Raw genomic sequence first — 22,870 nt, forward strand, 5'->3', positions numbered from 1 at the left:
CTGGATCGCGCGAGCGGGAAGAGCGTTCTCGGCCCGACGAATGCCTAAACTGGCGAGCGACCGTCTGCCCAACTAGCCCTGTGATACGTCAAGCTGTGTCGCAGTAAGTGGAACGTGCGGGCAATGTGGTCGAGCTCAGCGGCTCGCTGTAGAGCGACCGCCGAACGCAACTCTTTAATAAGGCTTCGCCCCGTTCGTGTTTTAACGGTCGAGACCCCAAAGATCCGGATTCCGTTTGAAATACTCAATCAGCATGTCGGTGAGGACCCGGACTTTCCGTGTGGGGTGCTGACCCGGCGGGCGGACGACATACGCGGCCCCCGAAGGCACCGGATAGCGTGTCATGATCGGGACCAGCGCGCCGGAGGCCACATATTCATGTGTGATGCAATCAGGGAGCCAGGCGATGCCGAGACCTGCCGCCGCCGCGGCGGCAAGCACCGTGGCGCTGTCGGCCTTGAACCTGCCCTGCGGCTGGACCGTGACGATCTTGTCGCCATCCATGAACTGCCAGGCTTCCGTTCCCTGCATGAGGGCCTGATGGGTTACGAGTTCGTCCAGCGTTTCGGGTGATCCGTGCGCTTCGATATAATCCGGGCTGGCGACAAGCTTTCCATGGATCGGCCCGACGCGCTTCGCGATCAGGTTGGAGTCCTGAAGGTAGGCGCCCCGGATCGCGCAATCGAAACCCTCTGCGATGAGATCGACGAAGCGATCGCTGTAGGAGGTATGAATGTGAAGCCGCGGGTGCTGGCGCGCCATTTCCGCGAGCACCGGGGCGAAGTGGGTTGGGCCGAAAGTAAGCGGCATGGCAACCCTCAGGCGGCCGCGAAGGTCGCCGGTCGGGAGGATCGTTTCCTTGGCGGTGTCGATCTCGGCGCTGGCTCTGGCCGCATGGTCCCTGAACGTGATCCCCGCTTCCGTGAGCGCGGCGCCGCGGGTCGTTCGTGCAAGCAACTGAACGCCAAGCTCTGCTTCAACCCGAAAGAGCCGTCGACTGACGATTGACTTGGAGACGCCAAGCCGGCGCGCGGCGGCCGATACGCCCCCGGCATCGGCCACTGCGACGAATGTCTGTAGATCTTCGATGTCCATTCCGGCGTTCCTTATTTCGCGACACAGCTTGCCCGACTTTGGCACTACCGCACCACCAAAAGGAACAGCAAATTGCGTCCAGGCAACGTCGCCCGCTGGCGCATGTCTCCCGTGAACCCATCGCCGTCCATAGCGGCAGAGAAAGGAAGTCTTGATGACCCCTCGTAACGGCCTCGATTCGCTTCTTCGTCCCGAAGATTCGGTCCTCGTTCTGATCGATCACCAACCTTATCAACTCGCGAACCTGAACAGCCACGATCCGCATATGGTGGTCAACAACACGACCGCGCTGGCGAAGCTAGCAAAAGCCTTCAATGTTCCGACCATTCTCACCAGCGTGATCGCGGCGCGCGGTGGACTTCTCTTTAAGCAGATCACCGACGTATTTCCGGACCAGGAAGTCATCGATCGCACCTGGGTGAACACCTGGCAGGACGAGAATGTGGTGAACGTCGTCAAGGCGACCGGCCGCAAGCAACTGATCATCGCCGGCCTGTGGACCGAGGTCTGCGTCGCAATGCCTGTCATCCAGGCCGCCGGCGAAGGCTGGGATGTGACCGTGATCACCGACGCGTCGGGCGGGATTTCGAAGGAGTCTCACGAAGTTGCCATCCAGCGCATGGCCGCGGCCGGCGCGAACGTGATGACCGTGATGGCGCTCGCTGGCGAATGGCAACGCGATTGGGCGCGCACCGAGCACGTCGAGGAGCTGACCGAGATTCTCATCCAGCACTTCGGCGGCAGCGGCATCGCGTATCTTTGGGAGCAGCAGCTGCTTAACACGCCGGTGCCGAACACCGCGGGCTGATCTGGGCGGGGTGACGAAAGTCTTGAGCGATCCAGCGCCAGCACGCTGACTGCTTATCGAGCTGCGTCATCCCCGCTCCACAAGACGGCTGCCCATGCCTGAATGCGGGGCGGCCGGCATGATCAACGACCACTTCCTCCAGCCATACCCGCGACTGCAGCCGGCTTAGCCTGGCAATCCATCGCCTCATAGAAAGGACCATGAAGATGTCGGTGGAGCGCTTCCCCATCGGACAGGAAATGGATGTCACCTATCCGAACTTCAAAGTCAGCCTGACGCTACTCTCAGTCACGCAACTGAGGTTCGAGATCAAGGAAGGGTCGTTCGCTCGGACGGAGACCGTCGATATTCAGGTCGTGCCCCTCAGCAACAGCATCTTCGCTGTAAGCTGGCAGGAGAAGGACGGCGCGACTGTAACGAACGTTCAGGACTATGATCGCGGCCTGATCCACTCGTTTGCTACGCTGCCTAGTGGCCAGTTTATTCGAATGACCGGGCCATTTGCGATCACTCGGCCACCGGATCGTGTCTTCGATGATCGTCCCCAGCGCAACAAGGCGCTCGTGATCGAGGCGATGATCTCGCTATTCCAACGTCGTGATGCGTCGGCAGTGGAACGCCTCTACGCGACAGACTATATCCAACACAATCCCAACATTCCCCAAGGTCGCGACGCGCTGCAGGCGCTCGTCGCTGAGCTGTCGAAGGACGTCTATTACGAGCCCGGCCTGATCGTAGCGGAAGGTGATTTCGTCGCCATCCACGGCCGCATCCGCGGCTGGGCGGACGCACCGCAGGTGGTGGTCGATCTCTTTTGGATTCAAGACGGCAAGCTGGCTGAACATTGGGACGTATTGCAGAACGAGGTGCCGGTGACGGCGACCCTTGGCGGCGTCTCGATGTTCGATCCCTAGGAAGGAGCGCATCGCACTCAACCGGGAACGGCATGGGTGGCAATCCATTCATGCCCAAGCAGAGGCGAAGCGGACTATGGCGTGTGATCGGCGGTTATACCGATAGGACTATCCCACCCGGTCGGGAGTGCGAGAACCATGCCTCGTAGCACAGTCGCCTCCTAGTGATCTATCTTATTGATAAATAACGATATAGATCGTCAATTTCTGCGGCAATCGGTGCCATCTGGCGGAGGGAGTGTCCGTCTCCGCCTAATCCAAGGGTGTCTAAGGGCGTCTCGCTTATCCATCACAACCCTTGTATCACAAGGAATTGAGGTCCAATAACGTCTAAGGGTGTCTTGCAAAGTCCCGCAACAAGTTGTACGTAGACTTGTTCGCAGGGAGAGTTCGAATGCAAATCAACCGCCTGTCCGTCGCCGCTGTCAACGCCAAGACCAAGCCCGGCCTCTATGCCGATGGGCTCGGCCTCTATCTCCAGGTCGCCAAGGGCGGCGCCAAAAGCTGGATCTTCCGCTACATGCTCGCCGGCCGGCCTCGCAAGATGGGCCTGGGCTCGGTCAACACCGTATCGCTCAAGCTGGCACGTGAGCGGGCAGGGGAGGCGCGGCTCAAGCTCCTCGATGCCGACGACCCAATAGAGAAGCGCAAGGCTGAGCGGTTGGAGAAGCTGGCAGCGTCGTCGACCGTCCTGTCATTCAAGGAAGCGGCAGGCCAGTACATCAAGGCGCATCGATCGGGATGGAAGAACGTCAAGCATGCCGGGCAGTGGAAGGCCACGCTGGAAACCTATGTCTACCCTGTGTTCGGTGACCTCGCCGTGTCGCGTGTCGATGTGGCGCTCGTCCTCAAGGCGCTGGAGGCCATATGGACGAGCAAGCCGGAAACAGCAACGCGGGTGAGGGGACGCATCGAAAGCATTCTGGACTGGGCAACCGCCCGCGGCTACCGGCACGGCGACAACCCGGCCCGGTGGCGCGGCCATCTGGACAAGCTGCTGCCGGCGCGCAGCAAGGTCGCCAAGGTCAAGCACCATGCGGCGCTTCCCTATGCTGAGATCGGCGCCTTTGTCGGCGACGTGCGCAAGATGGAAGGCGTCAGCCCGAAAGCGCTGGAGTTCGCCATTCTGACGGCCACCAGGACCGGTGAAGTCGTCGGCGCTCGCTGGCCAGAGATCGACATCGAAAACGCTCTGTGGACCATCCCCGCCGATCGTATGAAGGCCGGCAAGGAACACCGCGTTCCGCTGTCCGATCGCGCGCTGGAAATTCTCAAGAGCTTGCCTCGCGAGAAAGACAACGACTCCGTTTTCATCGGCGACAAGGCCGGCAAGCCGCTTTCAAACATGGCGCTGCTGATGACGCTGCGCCGTATGGAACGGGCCGACCTGACCACACACGGCTTCCGCAGCACGTTCCGGGATTGGGCAGCAGAGCAGACCGCATATCCAAACGAAATGCTCGAAATGGCGCTAGCGCACACTGTCAGCGATAAAACCGAAGCCGCCTACCGTCGCGGCGACCTGATGGAAAAGCGCCGCCGGCTCATGAGCGATTGGGCAACCTATTGCGCGGCGCCAGCAAAGACCGGAAACGTTGTTGCGATTCGGGGAGGCGCAAATGTCTGACTGGCTCTCTTTCGAGGATGCAGTAGCGCTCGTATCTGTTCGTCGCAATCTCTCCCATGTGGACGCCGGCAACCATTTGCGGGCGGCTATTGCCATAGGCGAGATCGAGGTGCGCAACCTGCGACATTTGGTGACGGACTTCGTGCCATCCCACAACGGCAACGAAGATCGAGAGGTCAGCAGGCGCGCTTTGATCAAATGGCTTGAGGCGCAAAGTGTGCCTGTGGCGGACACTTCACTGGAGGACATTTATCTCTCGCCCTTCATGCAGATGATGCTCGACGCTGTTCGGCATTTCAAAATCTCTGATACGCCGAACCCGCGACTGCGGAAGGAAGAAATCAAGGAGTATTTTGTCGGGCGGCGATTGCCGAATGGACAAGCGATTTCGCCGAACCAGGCCGAAAGTATGGCGACGTTTGTGCGGTCGCCAGATGCGATGAAGGGCGGCAACAAGCGGGTGGGTTGAACCCTTTGACCCATTCGCGCAAACCCTTCCAACGATGAAGCGGCCGACGTGCTCGGTCATGCTCTTAAGGCGTCCAACAACGCCTAGGAGCAACCAACAATGGAAGTCCAGAACATCATCCGCTTCCCTGAGCTGAAGAAGCTCACGGGCTATCCTCGCTCAACGCTCTACGCAAAAATTGCCAGGGGCGAATTTCCAAAACCGGTCAAGCTCGGCCCACGCTCAAGCGGATGGCTTGAGCAAGACGTCGCTAAGTGGCAGCAGAAGGTGATCGCCGCAAGCCGTGAGGTGGCGGCATGACCCTTGATCATTCACACTCCGCCGCCATCGACCTCGCCGGCAACTGGCTTGCCCAAAACCCCCGCGATCGGCTCTCGCAGCCTGTTATACCGCTGTTGCGCCACCGCTTCGGCTTGTCTGTGCCCGAAGCGGTTGAAGCGTGCCGCGTTGCCTCCAAGGCAAGGGAGGCGGCTCATGCGAAGCCCTGAAAAGCGAAACGCCGCCCCGATGGCAGTCGGGAACGGCGTTGATAGAACCGGCGCTTCCGAAGGCAACCAGGTGGGAGCAATCTATCCCAGCTTCGGCCGTTCCGCAACGGAGTTCGCCGTCGCCATTATCGCTGCTCGCTGGCATCTGCCGGCGCCAACGGCTCGCGTCGTGGTCGAACTCGCTTGCCTGGGAGGCCGCCCATGACCTCGCCGGCAACAAAATGGAAACTGGCGAACCCGAAAGCGATCTGGGCTCAGCAAGCGCTCAGGTCCGCTCTCAAGCGCGGCCTGATCATCCAGGAGCCGTGCAAGGAATGCGGCGCCCTCGATGCCGAGGCTCACCATCCCGATTATGACAAGCCGTTGTGTGTCGACTGGCTATGTCGGCTGCATCACAGGCATGTGCACATGAAGGCGAGGACCGGATGAGCGGGCGCGAGTGGTCCAAGGTCTCGCCAGCCCTGTGGCGCTCGCCGCGCTTCCTTGGGCTCCAGGGAAGCGATGAACGGCTGTTGCTGGTCTACTTCATGACCGGCGACCACATGAACTCGTCGGGCTGCTACAGGCTGCCCGATGGCTACGCGATCGCCGATCTTGGTTGGACGCTCGAACAATACCGGACGGCGCGGGATCTGCTCGTTGCTGCCGAACTCATAAGCTTCGATCGAGCAACGGAGGAGGTGTTTGTAAACCGTTGGTTCAAACACAACCCGCCGACCAATGCGAAGCACGCCAAGGGCGCAAGGCGCATGATCAACAAGATCGACAGCGACGAACTGCGGCTCCTGGCCGAGGCCGAATTCTGCGAAACCGATTGGGGAGGGCAGAGCGAGCAGGTTGTGAACAGCGAAATCAGCAATCACTCGCGGCTCGCCAACACTCCAATGCTCCAAAGGGTCCGATAGCCTATGCAAAGCCTTTCGATAGCCTATCGATACAGAGAGACAGAGACCGAGACTAGACCAAAGACCGAGAGGAGAGAGAGACCGAAACCGAAACTTAAACCGAGAGAAGACTTTGAGACCTCGCATCGAAAAAAGGGGCGGGAAGAGAACGACCATCATCTGAAGCCCTTTACGCAATCATTTGAGGGAAATCTTCTCAACGAACGCGCTCAGAACGCGGGTTTTTCTCTCCTCGATCGACAAGCGACAAATCGGCCCGGTTTCGGGCGTTGGCGGAGAGTATTTCCGCCTGACACCCCTTTATTTGCAAGGTGTTTCGCCGCTATCATTGCATTTACGTACAAATCAGCGCACATTGGCGGCTCAAATCGGAGCGAAAAAATGCAGGCAGATGCAGGCGAGATAGAGGGCGAAGCCCCTACGAAGGGCGGCGGCAAGCTGCGACTTCGGACCTTGGCTGACCTCGATAGCCGGACGCGCGCCGCTCGGGCCGTTCTTGATCGCCGTGACGCCTTTGCGGCGGACCTTGGCGGCAGTGACGGTTTGAGCGCCATGCAGCGCGAGCTTGTGGACTCTGCGGCCTTCCTTGGCGCCTTGCGTGAAGATGCCGCTGCTTCGTGGCTCTCAGGCGAGCCGATCGACGCGACCGAGTTCGCCGGCATCTGCAAGTCACAACGCCAGATCATTGCCGATCTTGGCCTGAAGCGTGTCGCTCACGATATCACCGACCATCTCGAAGCCTACAGGCGCTCGGCATGAAGACGCTGCTGGACGCGCTGGACGATCCCAAGCTGTTCGCACCCTGGTTCAAGAACAAGGCGACGTGGACAGCGTGGCGTGCCTTCCTGGCGGCTCTGTTCGGCCTCCCGATGTCGGAAGCCGAGTTGGCCATCTTCACCGCGTGCACGGCACGGCCGAACGCCCCGACGGCCGCCGCGAAAGAGGCTTGGCTGATTATCGGCCGACGCGGCGGCAAGTCGTTCATCATGGCGCTTTGTGCGGTGTTCCTCGCGTGTTTCCGCGACTATCGCGCATTCCTCACCCCAGGTGAGCGCGCAACCATTCTGGTCATTGCTGCCGACCGCAAGCAGGCCCGGGTGATCATGCGCTATGTGCGCGGCTTGCTGACCGGTGTTCCGGCCCTCAAGAAGATGATCGAGCGTGAAGCGCAGGAGAGCTTCGACCTCACCAACTCGACCACGATCGAGGTTGCTACCGCCAACTTCCGCACCGTGCGCGGTTACACCTTGGCCGCTGCCCTTGCAGACGAGGTTGCGTTTTGGAGGTCGGATGACAGCGCCAGCCCTGACAAAGAGGTCCTGGACGCTCTCAGGCCTGCCATGCTGACCATCCCGGATGCGATGATGCTCTGCGCCTCGTCCCCCTACAGCCGCCGTGGCGTGCTCTGGGATGCCCGCCAGCGCCACTACGGCCACGATGCTGCGCCGCTCGTCTGGCAGGCCTCGACGCGCACCATGAACCCCTCCGTGCCGCAGAAGGAGATCGACAAGAAGTACGAGGAAGATCCAGCCGTTGCCGCTGCCGAGTACGGCGCCGAGTTCCGGTCTGACTTGCAGGCGTTCGTCGACCGCGAGGCCGTCATAGCCTGCGTCGACCACGGCGTGCGGGAGCGGCCTTTCGAGCGGCAATGGGAGTATGTCGGCTTCGTCGACACGTCCGGCGCCGGTGCGGATGCCTTCAGCGTGGCCATCGCTCATCGTGAGAACAAGACCGCCATTCTCGACGTAGTGCGCGAGGTTGTGCCGCCCTTCTCGCCCGAGGCCGTCACTGAAGAGTTTGCCCTGCTGCTAAAGTCCTATCGGATCACCCGCGTTTTCGGCGACCGCTATGCCGGCGAGTACCCCCGTGAGCTTTTCCGCAACAAGGGCGTGAACTACGAGCTTTCCAACAAGTCGCGGACGGACATCTATCGGGACACGCTGCCTCACATCAATTCGCAGTCGATCGCGCTGCTCGATGACAAGAAGCTGATCAACCAACTGATCGGGCTGGAGCGACGCACCCGCGTCGGTGGCAAGGATCTGATTGATCACGCGCCGGGAGCGCACGACGACCTCTGCAATGCCGCCTGTGGCGCTCTCGACAAGGCTTGGGATGGCGGTGACGGCCGTCTTCCCGAGCGCTTCTACGGCGCGCGCCCTCAACCGACCTTTTCCGACCCACTCGCCGCCTTTCGATAGGAGACCGCACCATGTCCGCAAGCACGAATTCCGCCCCTGCCATCGCGAGAAAGTTGCGCGCCGCCCAGAAGCGAGCCGTAGCCAAGGCCAAGGCACGAACCGCGAAAGGATCTCGGAAATGACCACGATTGGCGAAAAGTGGCCCTCGTCGGCTCCGTCACAGAACCCGTTTGTTCGCGGCGACGACGGGAAGATCCCGAGCATCACGGCGATTTCCGCGCTCTGCCGGGAAAACCCGCTTCGTGCCGTCCAGCTCTGCAAGGCGGCCGGCGAGGATTTGAACAAATGGTTCCCGAACAACCCGAAATGAGGAAAAGACCCATGGCAACCCTGCTTCTGTCCGCGCACTATGAGGCGCTTCACGCCGCCCGCACGTCTGCCGATTACGCCGCGGTGATTTCCGCGCTCGATACCGATTTGAATGCGGCAATGGCTCGGAAAGCCGATCTCGCGAAAGCCGAAGACAAGGCGATTTTCGGCGATGGCGATCTTGCGGAAGTTCGTGCGTCGATCGCCGACTGCAATTCCCAGATCGAGCTCATCGAAAAAGCGATTGAGGGCGCCGATCTCAGGCGTGCGAAGGCTGCACAAGACGAGGCCGCAATCGATATCGAGGCGCTTGGCAAGGACGCCAAGGCCAAGGCGGCCGACATCTCGGAGCGTTGGCGCAAGGTTTACGGGCATATCGAGCAGATTCGCGCCGAACTGTTCGCCTGCGATGCGCTGAAGCGGTCCCTGATCGCGACGGACGGCGAGTTTGAGAAGGCCAGGCGGCCTGATCTGCGCATCAACCTGATGTCCGTTCGCCGTGAAGCGATGGCCGGCCCCCGTGCATCAATTCCCGACCGACTGAGCCGGCCGGCGGTGCAGGCCGACAAGCTGCTTCTGTCATTCCTGAGCCCTGGCGGGCCGCTCGAAACCCGCGCCGGCGTCGGCGCCCCGGTTGCGGGCGTTTCGTCGAATTCCGACTTTCACCATCCGACCGATCGGGGCGCCTGATCATGCAGGCTTACGGATTCCAGTTCTGCGGCAACTGCCTGGGTGCCATCATTCCGAACGGCAGCAATGTTGAGGTCGATCCCACGTTGGAGATTCGGCCGCTGGATGTCGTGGCGGTCCTGCTCGATCCCGAAGCAGGCGGGGCCTTTGCCGGGTTCATAAACGGAATGGGCGCCGGCGGCTTTCTGGGCGTATGCAAAATCTATCTCGGCTCGCATCAGTCCCGCCATGGTGAGACGGTCCATCTCGTCGCGCAATTGAACCCGCCGGTGATTTCACCGATTCCGGCAAGCGCGATCAAGGCCATGCACCGATGCGCGGAAACCGGCGTCCTCGCAGCCGCGGGCGGGCTCACCGAAGAGGATGTCGCGGCAATGGAGCTGCTGATGCCCTTCGTGACCGGTGCCGACGCTCTGTCCCCAATCAATCCAGCATGGCAGCCAAAGGGATACCAGCAATGACCGTGCATCCGCTCCAGCTCGTCGGCGGCATGACGCTTTCGGCAATCCCTGACATGGCCAAGGTGGTCTTTGCCCATGGGCTTACGAGCACATTTCGTGACGGGTTCGTTCCACTGGTCCGCAATGTCCGCGCCTTCCGTCTCGCAGCTCAGGAGGTGAAAGACGCCGGCACGGCACTGGATATGATCCTCGATACTCGTGCCATGGCGATGGCCGATATCACCGACGATTTCGGCAGGCACACCATGCTGGAAAGAGGGCTCACGGCCTTTTCATCCAAGTTTAATCTCGTCTCGCTGATGGCGCCGTGGAATGCCACGCTGAAACAGTTCTCAGGCCTTCTCACCATGACCAACATGCTGCGGGCTTCGCAGCGTGTGGCGGCGGGGAAAGGCACGGCGAAGGACATTCGCAACCTGGCCTCATCCGGCATCGACGCTGATCTTGCGAGAAGGATCAGCATGGAGTTCTCCATTTATGGCGACAGCCAGGACGGCATTCTTTTGGCCAAGGCCGGCGACTGGGACGATGCCGGCGCGCGCGAGGCATTCCGGGTAGCTGTCGTCCGCGAAGTCGACAGGACCATCGTCACACCCGGCCAGGACAAGCCGCTGTGGATGAGCACCGAAGTGGGCAAGCTGGTGAGCCAGTTCAAAAGTTTTGCGATGTCCTCGATGCAAAAGACGATGCTCGCCGGGCTTCAGCAGCGCGATGCCGCAACCGTGAACGGAATGATTTTGGCGCTTGGCCTGGGCGCCGTGACGTACTGGGCGAAGGAAACCATCGCCAACCGCGAGACATCGGAAGATCCGGCCGTCTGGGCAGTCGAGGCGCTGGACTGGTCCGGGCTTGTCGGCTGGGCAATGGATGCCAACGGGGTCCTCGAAAAAGCCACCAGGGGAAAAGTCGGGCTTTCGTATTTCACTGGTCAGCCTGTGTCCAGGTATCAGACGCGCAACGTCGCTGGGGCCTTCCTTGGCCCGACTGTGGGATTAACCGCCGACATGTTCCAGGTCTCCGGTGCTGTTGCAGCCGGCGACTTCAAGCAAAGCGATTTGCGCACGGCCCGCCGGCTGCTCCCAATCCAGAATCTGTTTTACGCCAGGACGCTCTTTGACAGGGTCGAAGCCGCCACGGGCGACGCCCTGGGCCTGCCCGACGCCACCAATCGGAAGGATTGATCTTATGGCAGCACTTGCTCAAATGGCGATGATGGGCACATACGCCCCGTCCGGCCTGACCTCCGTTACGCTGCTCTCGACCACAACGACCGCCACAGCATCCATCAATTGGCCGGGTAACATCCAGGCGGGAGACGTTGCCGTTCTCATTGACATAGGTATTTCTCTCAGCTCGACGCCTCCCCTGTCTGTAACCCCTGCCGGGTTTACCAACTTCATGAATGCCGCGATTTCAAGAACTGCTTCCGCGCGCATGATGAAGAGCTACAGGATATTGGACGGTGGCGAAGCGGGGACGATCGTCGGCATTGATGGAAACATACTTCAAGGGAAACTGCTCTATATCTTCCGTCCTAACGCGCCAGTGACTGCCGTGTTGCCAATGGTTTGGTGGAATTCCCAAGCCACGTCCGACAACCCGGCCGCGCAAGTCGTGAGCGCTTCCGGTCAACCAGGGCCGCTTATAGTGCTTGGCGGCGCAATAGGATCATCTGGCGGGGCCATGTTCTCTATTGCCTCCCCCGCCTTCGATGCGACGCAACAGTTCGGCGACAGCGGCATCGGAATCGGTGGCTACAAGATCTACAACACGTCGCCAGCAGATCACACGATCGACACGGGTGACCAAGGTACGAACATATTGGCCAGCGGCTACCTGCGATTCAGTTGATCCTCCCCCAACCTAACGAGAGGACCACGAGGATGATGGAACAATCGCACTACGGCTGCTGCAATCGTTTCCGAAGTATTAATCAGATCCAGCGGATTCGCGCACTGCCAGTGGAACAAGAATTGCTCCGCACCGTTCAAGCTAAGCAAACCCGTCGCGGCAGCAATGAAGCGCCGCAGTGGAGTTTGCTTGGAGGTAATATGAGAAATCACCTTTCCTCGGCCGCGGCAGGAATCCTTCTGCTCGCCGGCGTCAGCGCCGCCGCCGCCCAGGACGTCGTCGTCATTCAACCCGAGCAGGATACTGTGATCCGGGAATACGTGAAAAAGAAACCGATGGCATCCGTCAGCCTTCTCGGCGTGGAGCTCAACATCGGCACAGCTCTGCCCGATACAGTCGAGCTTTACGAGGTGCCGGACGTTCAGTACCGCTACGTAGTCGTCGATGGCCGAACCGTCTTGGTCGACCCATCTACCCGCAAGATTGTGAAGGTCTACGACTGACACGAACTCTTCAGGCTGAAAGCCCCGCCGTGTCGAAAGGTGCGGCGGGCTTTTTGCGTCAATTCACAGGCTCCAACGGGTCATGCTCTTCATCGGCATGGTGAAGAACCTATAGCCCAACTACATGGCTCTGAGGTCGGTGTGAAACTCCTTTGAGATGCTATCCAGAGCCATCTTGATGTCGTCGGGACTATCGATGCCACCACTGAAAAGAGCGATCAGGCGACGGGCGAGATGCTCTCGCGCCGGATGCGACCCCTCAATGCCAGCCTGTTCACAATAATCGTCTAGAATTCTGGTGAGCGTCGCCAACTGCTCGGCGTCTGCTATGCCTTGGAGGATCATCGCGCGTCTCCCTGTTGGGCGAAAGCGTGATCGACTCTTTCAAGCGCCCGTAGCCATGCAGATCGGACGACAACAGCAGTCCTAGCACTTACGAGCTAGGGTTACGAATCTAATCGCTGCGGCGGTGAGATTTCAAATCCGAGCCGTACATCCAGGAGCCTCGCCAAAGGGCATGAAGTGGCCGGCAACGCAGTGGGTCAGGCCGGGGCTGATCGGCCCCGTCAAGCATCTGCGCGGCGAGGACGACTTGCGGCACGCGTCGCTGCAGGATTTCCGGGAAGAGGATTGAGCGGCCCGGCAGCCTTATTGTGTGTGACCAACAGCCGGCCGCCGGGCCTGGCCGGCTGGCGGTTTGGGGGTCGCCGGCTGCGCAGTTATAGGCTCCCCATGCGTTGTTGCTAATTTAGTAAAATTGTCATGTTCCGTTCCCCCTGGCCGTCAAATCGGATGAGCCTGGTGGCGACTCATGCCTAAAACGGGTGAGTACCGGCGCCAACGGGGCCAGCGTGATGCCGTCAGCGTGATTTCGTCGCCGATCAGAATATCCCGCGCCATTCCATGATACTTGGGTGGCTTTGGCGGTCGTCAAGCGGAACATTAGCCGTTTCTAACAGTTTGATTAGGAGCAGCGGGCTTGTACGCAGTTCCGTCCCGCTGCAGATACCGGTGAGGCCCGCGCTCGGCACCGGGGCGCGGGCCTATCCATGGCAGCCCGCCGTGGCCCTGTACTCGGGTTGCCCTAGTGCCGCGCCAGGGCAGTTTCCACCTCTGCCGTTGGCGACATTACATGGAGCATCGCGACGGAATTGGGCGACATCACTCCCGGCTCGTCCCTGCGTGGCTCGGCTGCGGAGGTTGAAGCGGCGTCTGCGAGCAGTTATTCGGCAGTCGCGTCGTGGTTGGGGTCGGAAGACTATACCATCAGCGGCGTTTATTGGGGCTAGCGCTTGACCGGCGCACCCGCCGCCGCTACCCAGATTGATATGGAAGTCTCACTTTCCACTGTCCGCACAAGGGCGATGACGCGGCGAATTCTCACTGCGGATATCGCCGGAGAAAAGCATCACGTCCACTTCGATCTGCTCGATCACGAGGCTCCAGACACCTCGATCGACGGCTTTATCTCCTGCGTTCTATTCAAGGCGATGGAGATCGGCGACCGCATGTTCATTCGCGGCGCGGTCGAACGGGACACGCTGATCAACATACGGGAATATGCGGACGCTTGGGCCTGCCTGAGGCCAGAACGCTACAAGAGGATCGACATCAACGCTGACGAGGTTGTTGGCCCCCGGCCGATTTCGACTGGCCCTGCCATCATGGCGTTCTCCAGCGGCGTCGACTCGATGTTCTCAATGCTCTGCCGCACCGAGCCGGACACGCTGCGTCCAGTCAAGGAGGCGATGTTCGTGTCGCTCGCGGGCGCTAGATCCGATGAGGAAATTACCGCCTACACCAACCGGCTTAGGCCGCTCTTGCGGGAACGCGGCGTCCACCTCAATGTCATGACTTGCAACCTCAAACAGGTATTCAGGCAGGATATCGAGGATAGCTATGCGGCGCGCTACGTTTCGTGTCTGCACAATTTCGAGCATTTGAGCAGCTTCGCCTATCTCGCCAGCGGTGAAAGCTATCTGGAGCAGGTGATCCCGTTCGGATCGAGTCCTTCGACCGATCATCTGCTTTCGACGCCGGCGATGAAGATCGTTCTTGACGGGGCGTCGTATACTAGGACCGAAAAGGCCGGGCGCATCGCGAAGGACAAACACGCTCGCAGCGTTGTGCATGTCTGCGGCAGAAAGCACGACTCGAACTGCGGTGTGTGCGGAAAATGTGTCCGCACCCGCATGAACTTCTTGGCGCACGGCGTCGATCCGGAATGCATGCCGGGTAAATTCGAACTCGATCAGATAGACGCGATCGGCATACCGCACTCCGCCGCGCGTCTCGAACTTGAGAGCCTATCTAGATACTGCGTGAAGCACGGAGTGAAAGAACCTTGGCTGGCGCGGCTTAACGCCCGGATAGCCGCCCCTGTCCAGAGCAAATTCGCGCGCCGGGTCAAAAAGCTTCGAAGGCACCTGCACATCTAGAGCGCCTTCGACCCGCATTCGCGAGGCGGGCTAGAGATGGCGCTCGGTTTCACCACCGATCAAGTCGACGAGTTCTACAGGGCCGCCGAAGCGCTTTAATGCGTCACCGGAAGCAGCAAGGCGAGGGCGCCAAGGCAGACCACGAGCAGGCAGGAGGACACGCCGCAGGGCAGCCAGAGGAGAAGCTGGGGATGGGATCACCCAACGGTTCTTCAAGCCGATCGGTCTGTCAGCTTCACAAGCACCGGCGCAGCGTTGGTTGCCATGCTTCTGCAATCGTTTCCGAAGTATTAGGGGCGCCTGACGGAGACAATTCAATGACCGATGCATCTGACAACACCAACGCTGAGTTGGCGGCAGTGCGCGCTTCTGCCCTCCGCCGTTATTCCTCATGACGCATCCGAAATTTCCTATACCGCGAAGGTCAGGCGAAGGCGGAAGGCAAAAGACAGCGGATAGAGGCGGGTCGTTCTAAGTTGAGGCCAATTCGTGCTATTCTCCCGATGGGAGGAAAAAGTCATGGCCTATACGTATCGGTGTAAGGACTATCCCGGCAATGAAGCTTGCCCGGCATCGTTCACCGCCGCGACCGAGGCGGAAGTAATGAAGCACGTCGAACTGCACGGCGCGCTCGCTCATGGGGAAGACCCGGCGCAATGGTCGGACGAAGACCGTCAACAGGTCAAGAAGCTAATTCGTAATTCGTAAGGCGAGCCAGCAGCGCGCTGCCAATAGCCCTTCCACACGCGGCTTACCGAGTGATTAAGCGCGCCTCCAGCCGCACGCGGCGCCCTTCGGGGGTAGCGCAGTGCTGCTCGGAGTGCCCTAGTGCCGCGTCAGGTCAAAGACCCGATACCAGAAATCGTAATCGCCTTTGCGGCCGTCAGCACGCGCGGAGAGCGCACACCAGGCCGCCGCCAGCGCGGTCTTGTTGTGCTCTGTGGTGGGCTGGGCTTCGCTGTGTTCCGCGGAGGCGGATTCGTCTCGTTTCGCCATGGGGTACGCTTCTCCGAAGTTCCCATCACAGCATCAAATCACCATCGCAGGGCAGGCACAAGGCACCGCCAGGACGCGCGAGGTGCTTCCCGGCTGTAGGACAGCGGCGAGCCTAAACGCGCGCTGGCGGGGCTCGTAGAGGCCAAATGTGCCCGCACGTCGAGCCATCTACTTTCGCATCATCCAAGCAAGCACTTCCGGAGCAACGTGCTCGTAGCCGGTCAATTCGCGCACCAAATGCGTGGCGAGGGACGGCCAGCGGTCTTCGGGAATTCTCTCTTCGATGACCGATTTCTTGAAGACACTGCGAAGCACATCGCCATCAAAGGCCGATATCGAACAAGCTGAATGGTCTTCTGCCATGTCAGTCTCCCTCTTTAGAGGCGGGAGCACCTGAGTTGGCTACCAAGCGTCCGTGTGCCGTAAGAGGCGGACGACCTGAGAACTGTACACTTTCGACAATCGGTTAGCGAATCATTCCTGCGACGGAACCTGACCTAGATGTTTGCGTTGCGCCCGATAAGGGAATTCTGCCGATGGAAGACGAGCAGGACAGAACACCCAGCGAGCCCCCCGACAACTCTATCGTTCAGCGCTTGGTTAAAGAGGCGGGTATCACCGAAGAGCAGGCTCGCGACCTTATCGCCGTGTTGGGGTATAGCTGGGCGTCGCTTATACGAGAAGCACGCTTTCTGACCAGAAAACGCTAGACACCAGACCGAAAGCCTAACCACAGGGCCACGGGCCGGCGATGAGAGATGCGCGAGACGCATCAGCGCGGCCAACCGAAACGCGCGCTGGCGGGCTCCCCTGTGGTGCGCTAATTTAGCCAAATGGGCTCGGGCTGGACTTTCCAGGAACTGATCGGCGCGCGCATGGTCGTCACGGCCAATTGCTATGACTGCCATCACCGTCATGATCTCGACCTGGCTGGGCTCCGCGATCGGTTCGGACCAGACGCACCGGCAATGGAATGGGATCTGAAACCCAAGCTGAAATGCTCAAGGTGCGGCGGCAACAAGGTCGGGCTGATCTACACGCCCGACACCAGCCCGAGCGCCTATCGCGAGGCAAAGGACGGGGCGCTAGAAGGGAGGCCCTAGAAACTTGGAACAAAAGGCGGCAGAAAACATTGCTGGCCATGGATAAGAACGATGGCGACAATCTTCCTGAATGGTTTGCGAGCCGCCTGCCCGAGGATCCGGTGATCCGTGCAGATATTCCGTGGCTCCTGGTCCTGTGTGTGCTCTCAATCTTGACCTGGGCAGGGTACGCGCTGGCCGGTTCGTATTTTCTATAACGCCCGCTCACCGATCCCTTCGCCTACCAGCCGCTCAACAGGATGGTCGCCCCGCCGCCGCGGAAGAGGCCGCGAAACCTCGCCTACGAAGTTGGCGCATTTACGCTCGATGTGCCGAGCAAAGACGGCGCCCTCTCCACCGTTGCGGGCAAGTACATCGTCGTCTGGAAAAAGGGCGACGACGGGACATGGCGCCTGCATCGGGACATCTGGAATTTAAGTGCGGCCCAATAGGGATTGATAGGCTCTCATCGAGACTTCGGCTGAATGCGCTTTCGGCCTTTAGGACCGGTGGGCATTCCGAAGATTCTCCCATCGATCCAACAATGCTTCAGTCTCAGCGATTAGGAGGTCTCTCTGTACATCATACACATGGCGCGCCGCTTCTCCGCCTACCAAGTTGGGCTGCGCCTCCTCTCTTGCTATTTGATCCAGTCGACGATGAATCGCCGCGAGGCGTTTCGTGATCTGATCGTCGTATGCCATCGTCTCTATCCTCCTGCCATGAACATATAGGAACCGATGGCGGGACGCGACACCCGGCGTCAAGCGCGCTGTATTTCAAACTGAGACTACCGAATTTTCAGCAAATAGCGGAGTGTCGCCTACATCTCGTTGTTTTCGATGATGCCAGCTTCGCCGTCTGGCAGGTGAGGGGCGGTCGGCCGCGATTTCCGCAGCCTCACACCAGCACCGCCGCCATTCTCGGGGATGAACTCGACGCCGGCGGCGTCGAGGGCGCGGACCAGCGCTTCCTTAGTCAGCAAGCGTGGTTCGCGGGCACCACGTTCGAAATCAACGATGCTTCGATGGCTCACTTTCGACTGCTCGGAGAGCTTTTCGCGCGACCAATCTACCAAGGCGCGCGCCGCTCGACATTGTGCTGAAGTGAGCATGAACTGTCCCAAGTTGCAAAAAACGTGTTGACATGAAATGTGCCAAGTTGCAAATAACATGCGTACTCTGGATTAACATTGCATTGGAGAAAGTCAATGTCGAACACCACTGTTCGGGCAGCCGCCGAAGGCATGCCCGCAATCAACCGCCGCCGCCTTCTGATGGGGCTCGCGGCTGCATCCACTGCCGCCGCCGCTGTTACTGTGGCGCCGGCCGCGCATTCTGCCGCGGTGAATGAAAACTCCGAACTGATCCGGCTCGGAAATGAGTTGCCGGCGGCGGAAGCGGAAATGCTCGCAGCCAAAGCCGCCAAACGCGCAGTGTTCGCGGAATGGTCGCCACGTTGGCCGCTCGCTCCGGACGAAATAATAGAACACGGGTGCGAGATCGAGCGTACTCTTACCGGCGCAGGATTATATCGAGACGGGCTAAAAGATTGCTTGCGTGTCGGTACCGCCAATGACTTCCGCTGGTGGAAAGCGTCGATTGAACGTCAGCTGGCTTCGAAGCGGATCAAGTCGGAAGCGCGCCGCACCCAACTCCGCAAGGATATCAAGAAAACGCAGCGTAAAATCTCTATTGCCGAGAGGTATGCTGCTGAAACCGCACGCATCCGTGAGGCTTCAGGTTATGAGCAGGTCTCGGAGCGGCATAGCGCGGCAACCAAGGCCTTAACGAGCTTGATCGTAGCCATCATGGCGCAGCCGGAAACTTCCATGCAGGGCGTCATGATCAAGGCGCAGGCGCTGGCCACATGGAAAAAAGCTGACCGTGTCTATCGGGTGCTTAATGCCGATGGCTTCGATTGGGGTTCGCAACTCGCGGCATCGGTTATTCGAATGGCCAGCGAGGTGGCGTCATGAGGCGCCAGACCGTATTCATCGGCATGACGCCGACCCTACGCCTGCGGATCGAAACGACGATCGAGAACCTTCTTGCGTTGCTCGACGAGATCGACGGCGACCCGGATCTAGAGCCCTGGCTGGCTGGCGGCGCCGAAGTCGTCGGCACCGATGACCTGGAGGGCGACAGCAGCGACGATGAATGGTCGCTCGGCTGGACCCGCACCGGCGCCTACGGTCTAGGCGAGGATCTGGAGGGCAATCTGGCAGGTTCCGCCTCCGACCTGGAGGGCGATGGAACGGACTATGGCGAGATTGTCACTTGGCCTGAAAACCTCAAGTCGCAGGAAGTGCTGGTGTCGCCATGGTGACAACAGCCGTTTTCATCGCCGCTGTCTTCGTTGTCGGATTCATGGCCGGAGACAGGCGGGCGGTGCGCCAGTGCAATTCGATCTTGGATGATCACTGGCGCGAGCTGATGAAGTCGATCCGGGAAGAACCGATAAGGCTCGTGGAGCCTCCTGTCGATCAGGAGGCCCAACAGTCGACGCTGCACTGAAAATCATTCCGCAGGCGAAACGACATGGCCCGCTGCCTTACGGTGGCGGGCGCCTTTTTCAGCCGATGCCGTACTGCTTCAGCAGATTCTCAAGCTCTGCCTTTTTAAGCTTGTTTTCGGCAAGGAATGTCTGAGTCATATCGACCTCAGGCTCACCATCATGCCTCGAATAAAATCGGGCTTCCTCGTCTTCGATGATCCGAATTCGGTCAGCAAGACTGGCGACCTCCTTCTTCATCCACGCGATATGATTTTCCAACATGGTTGCCACCAATTTTCTCCTCAATGAACCGTCTGGGCAAAATGTGACAGGAAACGAAGCCAAATCAACCGTGCGCAATTTTGTACGCAAGGCCAGTAAAACGGAAGATTATGTAAATAAATCAATGACATCTGGCGGAGGGAGTGGGATTCGAACCCACGGTGGGCTTGCACCCACGCCGGTTTTCAAGACCGGTGCCTTAAACCGCTCGGCCATCCCTCCATCGTGATTTTTCAACCACCTGGATGTTCGTCCTGATCTCAAATCGTGCCAGTGGCACCGCTGCGCTAGAGATCGTTGGCGCTTCATTGCTCTAGTGTGCCCGGCAAAGCCCTGTCAACTGGCCGTGACGCTTCCTGCCAACCGCAAAGCATGGATTGATCGCCAATGGACGGTGCCAGCATCCAGGGCAGCCGGACAAGCCTGCTGGCTCTTGCAGGCATCCGGGCTGGTGGGGCGCCTGACGGCGGAGCTGCGGCAAGACGACCAGCGCTGCGCCGAGGGGTCGAAAAGCCGCGATTTTTCGCAGCGATCGGCGAGACGGGTCGTGCCACAATCTCGCCCGGTTCCGACCATAATCCGTTAATACGGTGATAAACAATTCCTGCGCACAAGGGATTGCGAATCAAGTGGCGCCGGCATTTGTTGGGTGGGTACCGTGGCCCGCTGACGGTCAGGTTGCGGTGCCTTTGCTGAGGGGGGGACAGTCGAAAAATGCAGAGCATGGCGCGCCCGCACCTACGTCGCGCTTCCGCTTTCATGTTGTGCGCCCTGTCGGCCGCCTTGCTGGCGGCTTGCGCCGCGCCGCAGCCGAAGGCGATGGTCAACAAGAAGCCCCGTTCCAAGGAATATTTTTCCGAATCCGAATACGGCGTGAAGGCCAGCCCGCGCGTCACCTTCAAGATGTCGGGCCTGCAGCGCGGCGGTGGACGCGACCAGCTCGGCAAGCCCTATCAGGTGCGCGGCAAGTGGTATTATCCGAAGGAAGACAAGCGCTACGCCAAGGTCGGATCAGCGTCCTGGTATGGCGAGGCCTTCCACGGCAGGCTGACCGCCAACGGCGAAATCTACGACATGACCCATCTGACCGGCGCGCATCCAACCATGCCGCTGCCGAGCTATGCGCGCGTCACCAATCTGAAGACCGGCAGTTCGGTCATCGTGCGCGTCAACGATCGCGGCCCTTACCATGACGGGCGCATCATCGATGTGTCGAAGCGCGCCGCCGAAATGCTCGACTATGCCAATATCGGCACGGCCAAGGTGAAGGTCGAATATGTCGGCCGGGCGCCGCTTGACGGTAACGACGATCAGTACCTGATGGCCTCCTACAATCCAGGCAATAGGGCGCCGGATCCGTCGGACGGCCTGCCGACCGGCGTCATGATCGCCATGAATGGCCCATCTCCGAACTCGGCGTTGGGCCCTGTAGCCGCCCCATTTCCCGGTCAGTTGACGAATTCCGCGTCGGCACAGCCTGTCATATCGGCCGCCGGCAGTGTGACGCTGCCTGATTTCGGGCCGATCGCGCCGGAGCGTCCGGAAATTAATCTGCCGGCGCAATCGCCATTCTCCGTGGCGTCGCTGTCTTATGCGGACGAACGCGTACAGGGTGCCGCCAATGCCTTTGCCACGTTGGACGGCGCCGGCATGTCGCCCGCCGAAATCCTTCAATCGTGGAAGCGGCAAGCGCCTTCGGCCGGTTCGCCCACGGACTATGTCGCTGCGGGCTCGTTCGAGGATGCCGCCGAGGCGCAGCGTGTGGCGGCCCAGCTTTCCGGCTTCGGCAAGGCCGAAATCCAGCGATCCGAGCTTGATGGCAAGGACTGGTATTCGGTCAATCTCTATCCGGACGGCCATGGCAGCCTGGACGAAATGCTGCAGGCAGCGTGGTCGCACGGTGCACCCGACGCGCTCGTGGTTCGGAACTGACCGGCAAAACCTGAAGTTTTGCCCGGTTATCCGTAGGCGCGGTTGATCCGCCGGGACAAAGCCTGATAGCTTGTAGAGCTTGCCCAGAAATGCCGGCCGACAGGTCTAACCTTTCATGAAATTTCGCTTCGCCGGGCTCCTGGGTTTTGGCCTCCTGCTGTTTTCGCTGGTTCCGGCCGCGGCGCAGCTTTTCGAGACCAAGGCCGCGCAGGCCTTCATGATTGATGCCGAAACCGGAACGGTGCTGTTTTCCAAAGACGCAGACAGGCCGATACCGCCGGCGTCGCTGGCCAAGCTGATGACGATGGAGGTGGCTTTCAACGCCATCAAATCGCGGCGCATGACGCTCGACGATACGTTCGTGGTGAGTGAAAACGCATGGCGCACCGGCGGCGCGCCATCCAGAACGTCGACGATGTTTGCCAAGCTTAAATCGACGATCCGGCTCGAAGACCTGATCCAGGGCGTGACGGTCCAGGCAGCCAATGACGGCTGCATCATTATCGCCGAAGGCTTCGCCGGATCCGAGGCGAATTTCGCGACGCAGATGACCGAGCGCGCAAGGCAGATCGGCCTGGAGAAATCGACATTCGTCAATTCAACCGGTCTGCCAGCCGACGGTCAGCAGACGACCGTTCGCGAGCTTGCGCTTCTGGCCTTGCATATCTGGCGCGAGTACCCGGATCTCTATCGCTACTATAGCCAGACGGATTTCACCTGGAACAAGATCACCCAGAGAAACCGCAATCCGCTGCTGGCAATGGATATCGGCGCCGACGGCCTGGCTGTCGGCATGAGCGAGGCATCCGGCTTCGGCATCGTCGGCTCGGTCAGCCACAATGGCGCACGCATAATCGCGGCGATGAGCGGACTGGCAAACGACCGCGAGCGCGCCGAGGAAGCGCGAAAGCTGCTCGACTGGGGCATTCGTTCCTTCCAGAAGACCGAGATTTTCGCCAAGGATGAAGTGGTCGGCGAAGCGCAGGTTTTCGGCGGTGCGAAATCCGGTGTGGCGCTGAAGGCAAAAGGGCCGGTGAATATCTTCCTGCCCGTCGCCAATCGCGACAAGCTGACCGCCAGGATCGTCTATGACGGACCGGTCGCAGCACCCGTGGAGGAGGGGCAAGCGGTGGGCGTACTGCGGGTCTGGATCGGCGACACGCTGAGCCAGGAGACGCCGCTTTTCGCGGCCGAGTCCGTTGGCCCGGGCTCGCTGCCGCAGCGCGCGCTCGATGCCGTCAAGGAACTGGCCGTCGGCTGGTTGCGTTAGCACCACGGCGTGGACCTTTTCTCAAGTCGGGACTATTACGGTCCCGCAGCATG

At 60.1% G+C, this 22,870-nt stretch carries 31 protein-coding genes and 1 tRNA gene; 25 read left to right on the plus strand and 7 right to left on the minus strand.

Annotation, left to right across the window (positions count from 1 at the left end; translation table 11 throughout):
• Positions 1 to 201 precede the first annotated feature (201 nt).
• On the minus strand, positions 202 to 1,095 hold the full coding sequence (locus IQ26_RS09880) for a LysR family transcriptional regulator (RefSeq protein ID WP_145716348.1): 894 nt from the start codon (positions 1,093 to 1,095) through the stop codon (positions 202 to 204).
• Positions 1,096 to 1,249: 154 nt separating this feature from the next.
• On the opposite strand from IQ26_RS09880, the gene IQ26_RS09885 reads away from it, so the two are divergent.
• The 15 genes from IQ26_RS09885 (at position 1,250) to IQ26_RS09960 (ending at position 12,321) form a co-directional block, all read left to right on the plus strand.
• Positions 1,250 to 1,903 carry a hydrolase gene (locus IQ26_RS09885; protein WP_145716350.1) on the plus strand — a complete coding sequence of 218 codons (654 nt, stop codon included), beginning with the start codon at positions 1,250 to 1,252 and terminating at the stop codon, positions 1,901 to 1,903.
• A gap of 200 nt (positions 1,904 to 2,103) precedes the next feature.
• A complete protein-coding gene (locus IQ26_RS39925; protein ID WP_208760132.1) occupies positions 2,104 to 2,817 on the plus strand; it encodes a nuclear transport factor 2 family protein in 714 nt (237 codons plus the stop codon).
• Positions 2,818 to 3,211: 394 nt separating this feature from the next.
• Positions 3,212 to 4,444: a tyrosine-type recombinase/integrase gene (locus IQ26_RS09895; RefSeq protein ID WP_145716352.1), complete on the plus strand. Its 1,233-nt coding sequence runs from the start codon at positions 3,212 to 3,214 to the stop codon at positions 4,442 to 4,444.
• Positions 4,437 to 4,913, plus strand: coding sequence for a hypothetical protein (locus IQ26_RS09900; RefSeq protein ID WP_145716354.1), 477 nt, complete (start codon positions 4,437 to 4,439; stop codon positions 4,911 to 4,913). Before IQ26_RS09895 ends, IQ26_RS09900 begins: the two co-directional genes overlap by 8 nt.
• 99 nt (positions 4,914 to 5,012) lie before the next feature.
• Positions 5,013 to 5,213, plus strand: a complete 201-nt coding sequence (locus tag IQ26_RS09905; protein ID WP_145716356.1) for a helix-turn-helix transcriptional regulator — start codon at positions 5,013 to 5,015, stop codon at positions 5,211 to 5,213.
• A gap of 389 nt (positions 5,214 to 5,602) precedes the next feature.
• Positions 5,603 to 5,830 (plus strand): hypothetical protein, encoded by a 228-nt coding sequence (locus tag IQ26_RS09915; protein ID WP_145716360.1) that lies wholly within the window; start codon positions 5,603 to 5,605, stop codon positions 5,828 to 5,830.
• Entirely contained in the window at positions 5,827 to 6,306 is a 480-nt protein-coding gene (locus IQ26_RS09920; protein ID WP_145716362.1) for a hypothetical protein, read from the plus strand. Before IQ26_RS09915 ends, IQ26_RS09920 begins: the two co-directional genes overlap by 4 nt.
• A 381-nt stretch (positions 6,307 to 6,687) precedes the next feature.
• Positions 6,688 to 7,065, plus strand: coding sequence for a hypothetical protein (locus tag IQ26_RS09925; protein ID WP_145716364.1), 378 nt, complete (start codon positions 6,688 to 6,690; stop codon positions 7,063 to 7,065).
• Complete coding sequence (locus tag IQ26_RS09930; protein WP_145716366.1) at positions 7,062 to 8,507, plus strand: hypothetical protein; 1,446 nt, start codon at positions 7,062 to 7,064, stop codon at positions 8,505 to 8,507. Before IQ26_RS09925 ends, IQ26_RS09930 begins: the two co-directional genes overlap by 4 nt.
• A 118-nt stretch (positions 8,508 to 8,625) precedes the next feature.
• On the plus strand, positions 8,626 to 8,817 hold the full coding sequence (locus IQ26_RS09935; protein ID WP_145716368.1) for a hypothetical protein: 192 nt from the start codon (positions 8,626 to 8,628) through the stop codon (positions 8,815 to 8,817).
• A gap of 11 nt (positions 8,818 to 8,828) precedes the next feature.
• A complete protein-coding gene (locus IQ26_RS09940; RefSeq protein WP_145716370.1) occupies positions 8,829 to 9,506 on the plus strand; it encodes a hypothetical protein in 678 nt (225 codons plus the stop codon).
• A gap of 2 nt (positions 9,507 to 9,508) precedes the next feature.
• Complete coding sequence (locus tag IQ26_RS09945) at positions 9,509 to 9,967, plus strand: hypothetical protein (RefSeq protein WP_145716372.1); 459 nt, start codon at positions 9,509 to 9,511, stop codon at positions 9,965 to 9,967.
• The gene (locus IQ26_RS09950; RefSeq protein WP_145716374.1) at positions 9,964 to 11,148 is read left to right on the plus strand and encodes a hypothetical protein; all 1,185 of its coding nucleotides are present in this window, start codon (positions 9,964 to 9,966) and stop codon (positions 11,146 to 11,148) included. The genes IQ26_RS09945 and IQ26_RS09950 overlap by 4 nt, the downstream gene beginning before the upstream one ends.
• 4 nt (positions 11,149 to 11,152) lie before the next feature.
• Positions 11,153 to 11,818: a hypothetical protein gene (locus IQ26_RS09955; RefSeq protein ID WP_145716376.1), complete on the plus strand. Its 666-nt coding sequence runs from the start codon at positions 11,153 to 11,155 to the stop codon at positions 11,816 to 11,818.
• 200 nt (positions 11,819 to 12,018) lie between these two features.
• On the plus strand, positions 12,019 to 12,321 hold the full coding sequence (locus tag IQ26_RS09960) for a DUF1236 domain-containing protein (protein WP_145716583.1): 303 nt from the start codon (positions 12,019 to 12,021) through the stop codon (positions 12,319 to 12,321).
• A gap of 120 nt (positions 12,322 to 12,441) precedes the next feature.
• Here IQ26_RS09960 and IQ26_RS09965 read toward each other — a convergent pair whose 3' ends face one another.
• Positions 12,442 to 12,666 (minus strand): hypothetical protein, encoded by a 225-nt coding sequence (locus IQ26_RS09965; RefSeq protein ID WP_145716378.1) that lies wholly within the window; start codon positions 12,664 to 12,666, stop codon positions 12,442 to 12,444.
• Positions 12,667 to 13,613: 947 nt separating this feature from the next.
• Between IQ26_RS09965 and IQ26_RS09975 the strand changes: the two genes are divergently transcribed.
• Complete coding sequence (locus IQ26_RS09975) at positions 13,614 to 14,759, plus strand: hypothetical protein (RefSeq protein WP_145716379.1); 1,146 nt, start codon at positions 13,614 to 13,616, stop codon at positions 14,757 to 14,759.
• 519 nt (positions 14,760 to 15,278) lie between these two features.
• Positions 15,279 to 15,467, plus strand: a complete 189-nt coding sequence (locus IQ26_RS09980) for a DUF1059 domain-containing protein (protein WP_145716381.1) — start codon at positions 15,279 to 15,281, stop codon at positions 15,465 to 15,467.
• Between the two features lie 117 nt (positions 15,468 to 15,584).
• Here the strand turns inward: IQ26_RS09980 and IQ26_RS39105 are convergent, their stop codons facing one another.
• Positions 15,585 to 15,755, minus strand: a complete 171-nt coding sequence (locus tag IQ26_RS39105; RefSeq protein WP_156090928.1) for a hypothetical protein — start codon at positions 15,753 to 15,755, stop codon at positions 15,585 to 15,587.
• 168 nt (positions 15,756 to 15,923) lie between these two features.
• Entirely contained in the window at positions 15,924 to 16,118 is a 195-nt protein-coding gene (locus IQ26_RS09985; protein ID WP_145716383.1) for a hypothetical protein, read from the minus strand.
• 173 nt (positions 16,119 to 16,291) lie between these two features.
• On the opposite strand from IQ26_RS09985, the gene IQ26_RS39680 reads away from it, so the two are divergent.
• The 3 genes from IQ26_RS39680 to IQ26_RS39110 all read left to right on the plus strand — a co-directional run bounded on the left by IQ26_RS39680 (position 16,292) and on the right by IQ26_RS39110 (position 17,055).
• Positions 16,292 to 16,465, plus strand: a complete 174-nt coding sequence (locus IQ26_RS39680; protein ID WP_167522677.1) for a hypothetical protein — start codon at positions 16,292 to 16,294, stop codon at positions 16,463 to 16,465.
• A 123-nt stretch (positions 16,466 to 16,588) separates the two neighbouring features.
• Positions 16,589 to 16,858 carry a hypothetical protein gene (locus IQ26_RS09990; RefSeq protein WP_145716385.1) on the plus strand — a complete coding sequence of 90 codons (270 nt, stop codon included), beginning with the start codon at positions 16,589 to 16,591 and terminating at the stop codon, positions 16,856 to 16,858.
• Between the two features lie 38 nt (positions 16,859 to 16,896).
• Positions 16,897 to 17,055: a hypothetical protein gene (locus tag IQ26_RS39110; RefSeq protein WP_156090929.1), complete on the plus strand. Its 159-nt coding sequence runs from the start codon at positions 16,897 to 16,899 to the stop codon at positions 17,053 to 17,055.
• Between the two features lie 605 nt (positions 17,056 to 17,660).
• Here IQ26_RS39110 and IQ26_RS09995 read toward each other — a convergent pair.
• Positions 17,661 to 17,963: a helix-turn-helix domain-containing protein gene (locus IQ26_RS09995; protein ID WP_240547049.1), complete on the minus strand. Its 303-nt coding sequence runs from the start codon at positions 17,961 to 17,963 to the stop codon at positions 17,661 to 17,663.
• A gap of 84 nt (positions 17,964 to 18,047) precedes the next feature.
• Here IQ26_RS09995 and IQ26_RS10000 point away from each other — a divergent pair, with 84 nt between their 5' ends.
• From IQ26_RS10000 to IQ26_RS10010, 3 genes are read left to right on the plus strand one after another with little or no spacing between them, the layout of a single operon-like run.
• A complete protein-coding gene (locus tag IQ26_RS10000) occupies positions 18,048 to 18,815 on the plus strand; it encodes a hypothetical protein (protein WP_145716389.1) in 768 nt (255 codons plus the stop codon).
• Positions 18,812 to 19,165, plus strand: coding sequence for a hypothetical protein (locus IQ26_RS10005; protein WP_145716391.1), 354 nt, complete (start codon positions 18,812 to 18,814; stop codon positions 19,163 to 19,165). The genes IQ26_RS10000 and IQ26_RS10005 overlap by 4 nt, the downstream gene beginning before the upstream one ends.
• Positions 19,159 to 19,353 carry a hypothetical protein gene (locus IQ26_RS10010; protein WP_145716393.1) on the plus strand — a complete coding sequence of 65 codons (195 nt, stop codon included), beginning with the start codon at positions 19,159 to 19,161 and terminating at the stop codon, positions 19,351 to 19,353. The genes IQ26_RS10005 and IQ26_RS10010 overlap by 7 nt, the downstream gene beginning before the upstream one ends.
• Before the next feature lie 58 nt (positions 19,354 to 19,411).
• Here IQ26_RS10010 and IQ26_RS10015 read toward each other — a convergent pair whose 3' ends face one another.
• Together IQ26_RS10015 and IQ26_RS10020 are read right to left on the minus strand one after the other, a co-directional pair.
• Positions 19,412 to 19,624 (minus strand): hypothetical protein, encoded by a 213-nt coding sequence (locus IQ26_RS10015; RefSeq protein WP_145716395.1) that lies wholly within the window; start codon positions 19,622 to 19,624, stop codon positions 19,412 to 19,414.
• Positions 19,625 to 19,747: 123 nt separating this feature from the next.
• Positions 19,748 to 19,837 (minus strand) — tRNA-Ser (locus tag IQ26_RS10020).
• A gap of 492 nt (positions 19,838 to 20,329) precedes the next feature.
• Here IQ26_RS10020 and IQ26_RS10025 point away from each other — a divergent pair.
• The gene (locus IQ26_RS10025) at positions 20,330 to 21,547 is read left to right on the plus strand and encodes a septal ring lytic transglycosylase RlpA family protein (RefSeq protein ID WP_145716397.1); all 1,218 of its coding nucleotides are present in this window, start codon (positions 20,330 to 20,332) and stop codon (positions 21,545 to 21,547) included.
• 115 nt (positions 21,548 to 21,662) lie between these two features.
• A complete protein-coding gene (locus IQ26_RS10030; protein ID WP_145716398.1) occupies positions 21,663 to 22,817 on the plus strand; it encodes a D-alanyl-D-alanine carboxypeptidase family protein in 1,155 nt (384 codons plus the stop codon).
• Positions 22,818 to 22,870 lie beyond the last annotated feature (53 nt).

The organism is Mesorhizobium tianshanense, assembly GCF_007830515.1.
GTDB classification, from domain to species: domain Bacteria; phylum Pseudomonadota; class Alphaproteobacteria; order Rhizobiales; family Rhizobiaceae; genus Mesorhizobium; species Mesorhizobium tianshanense.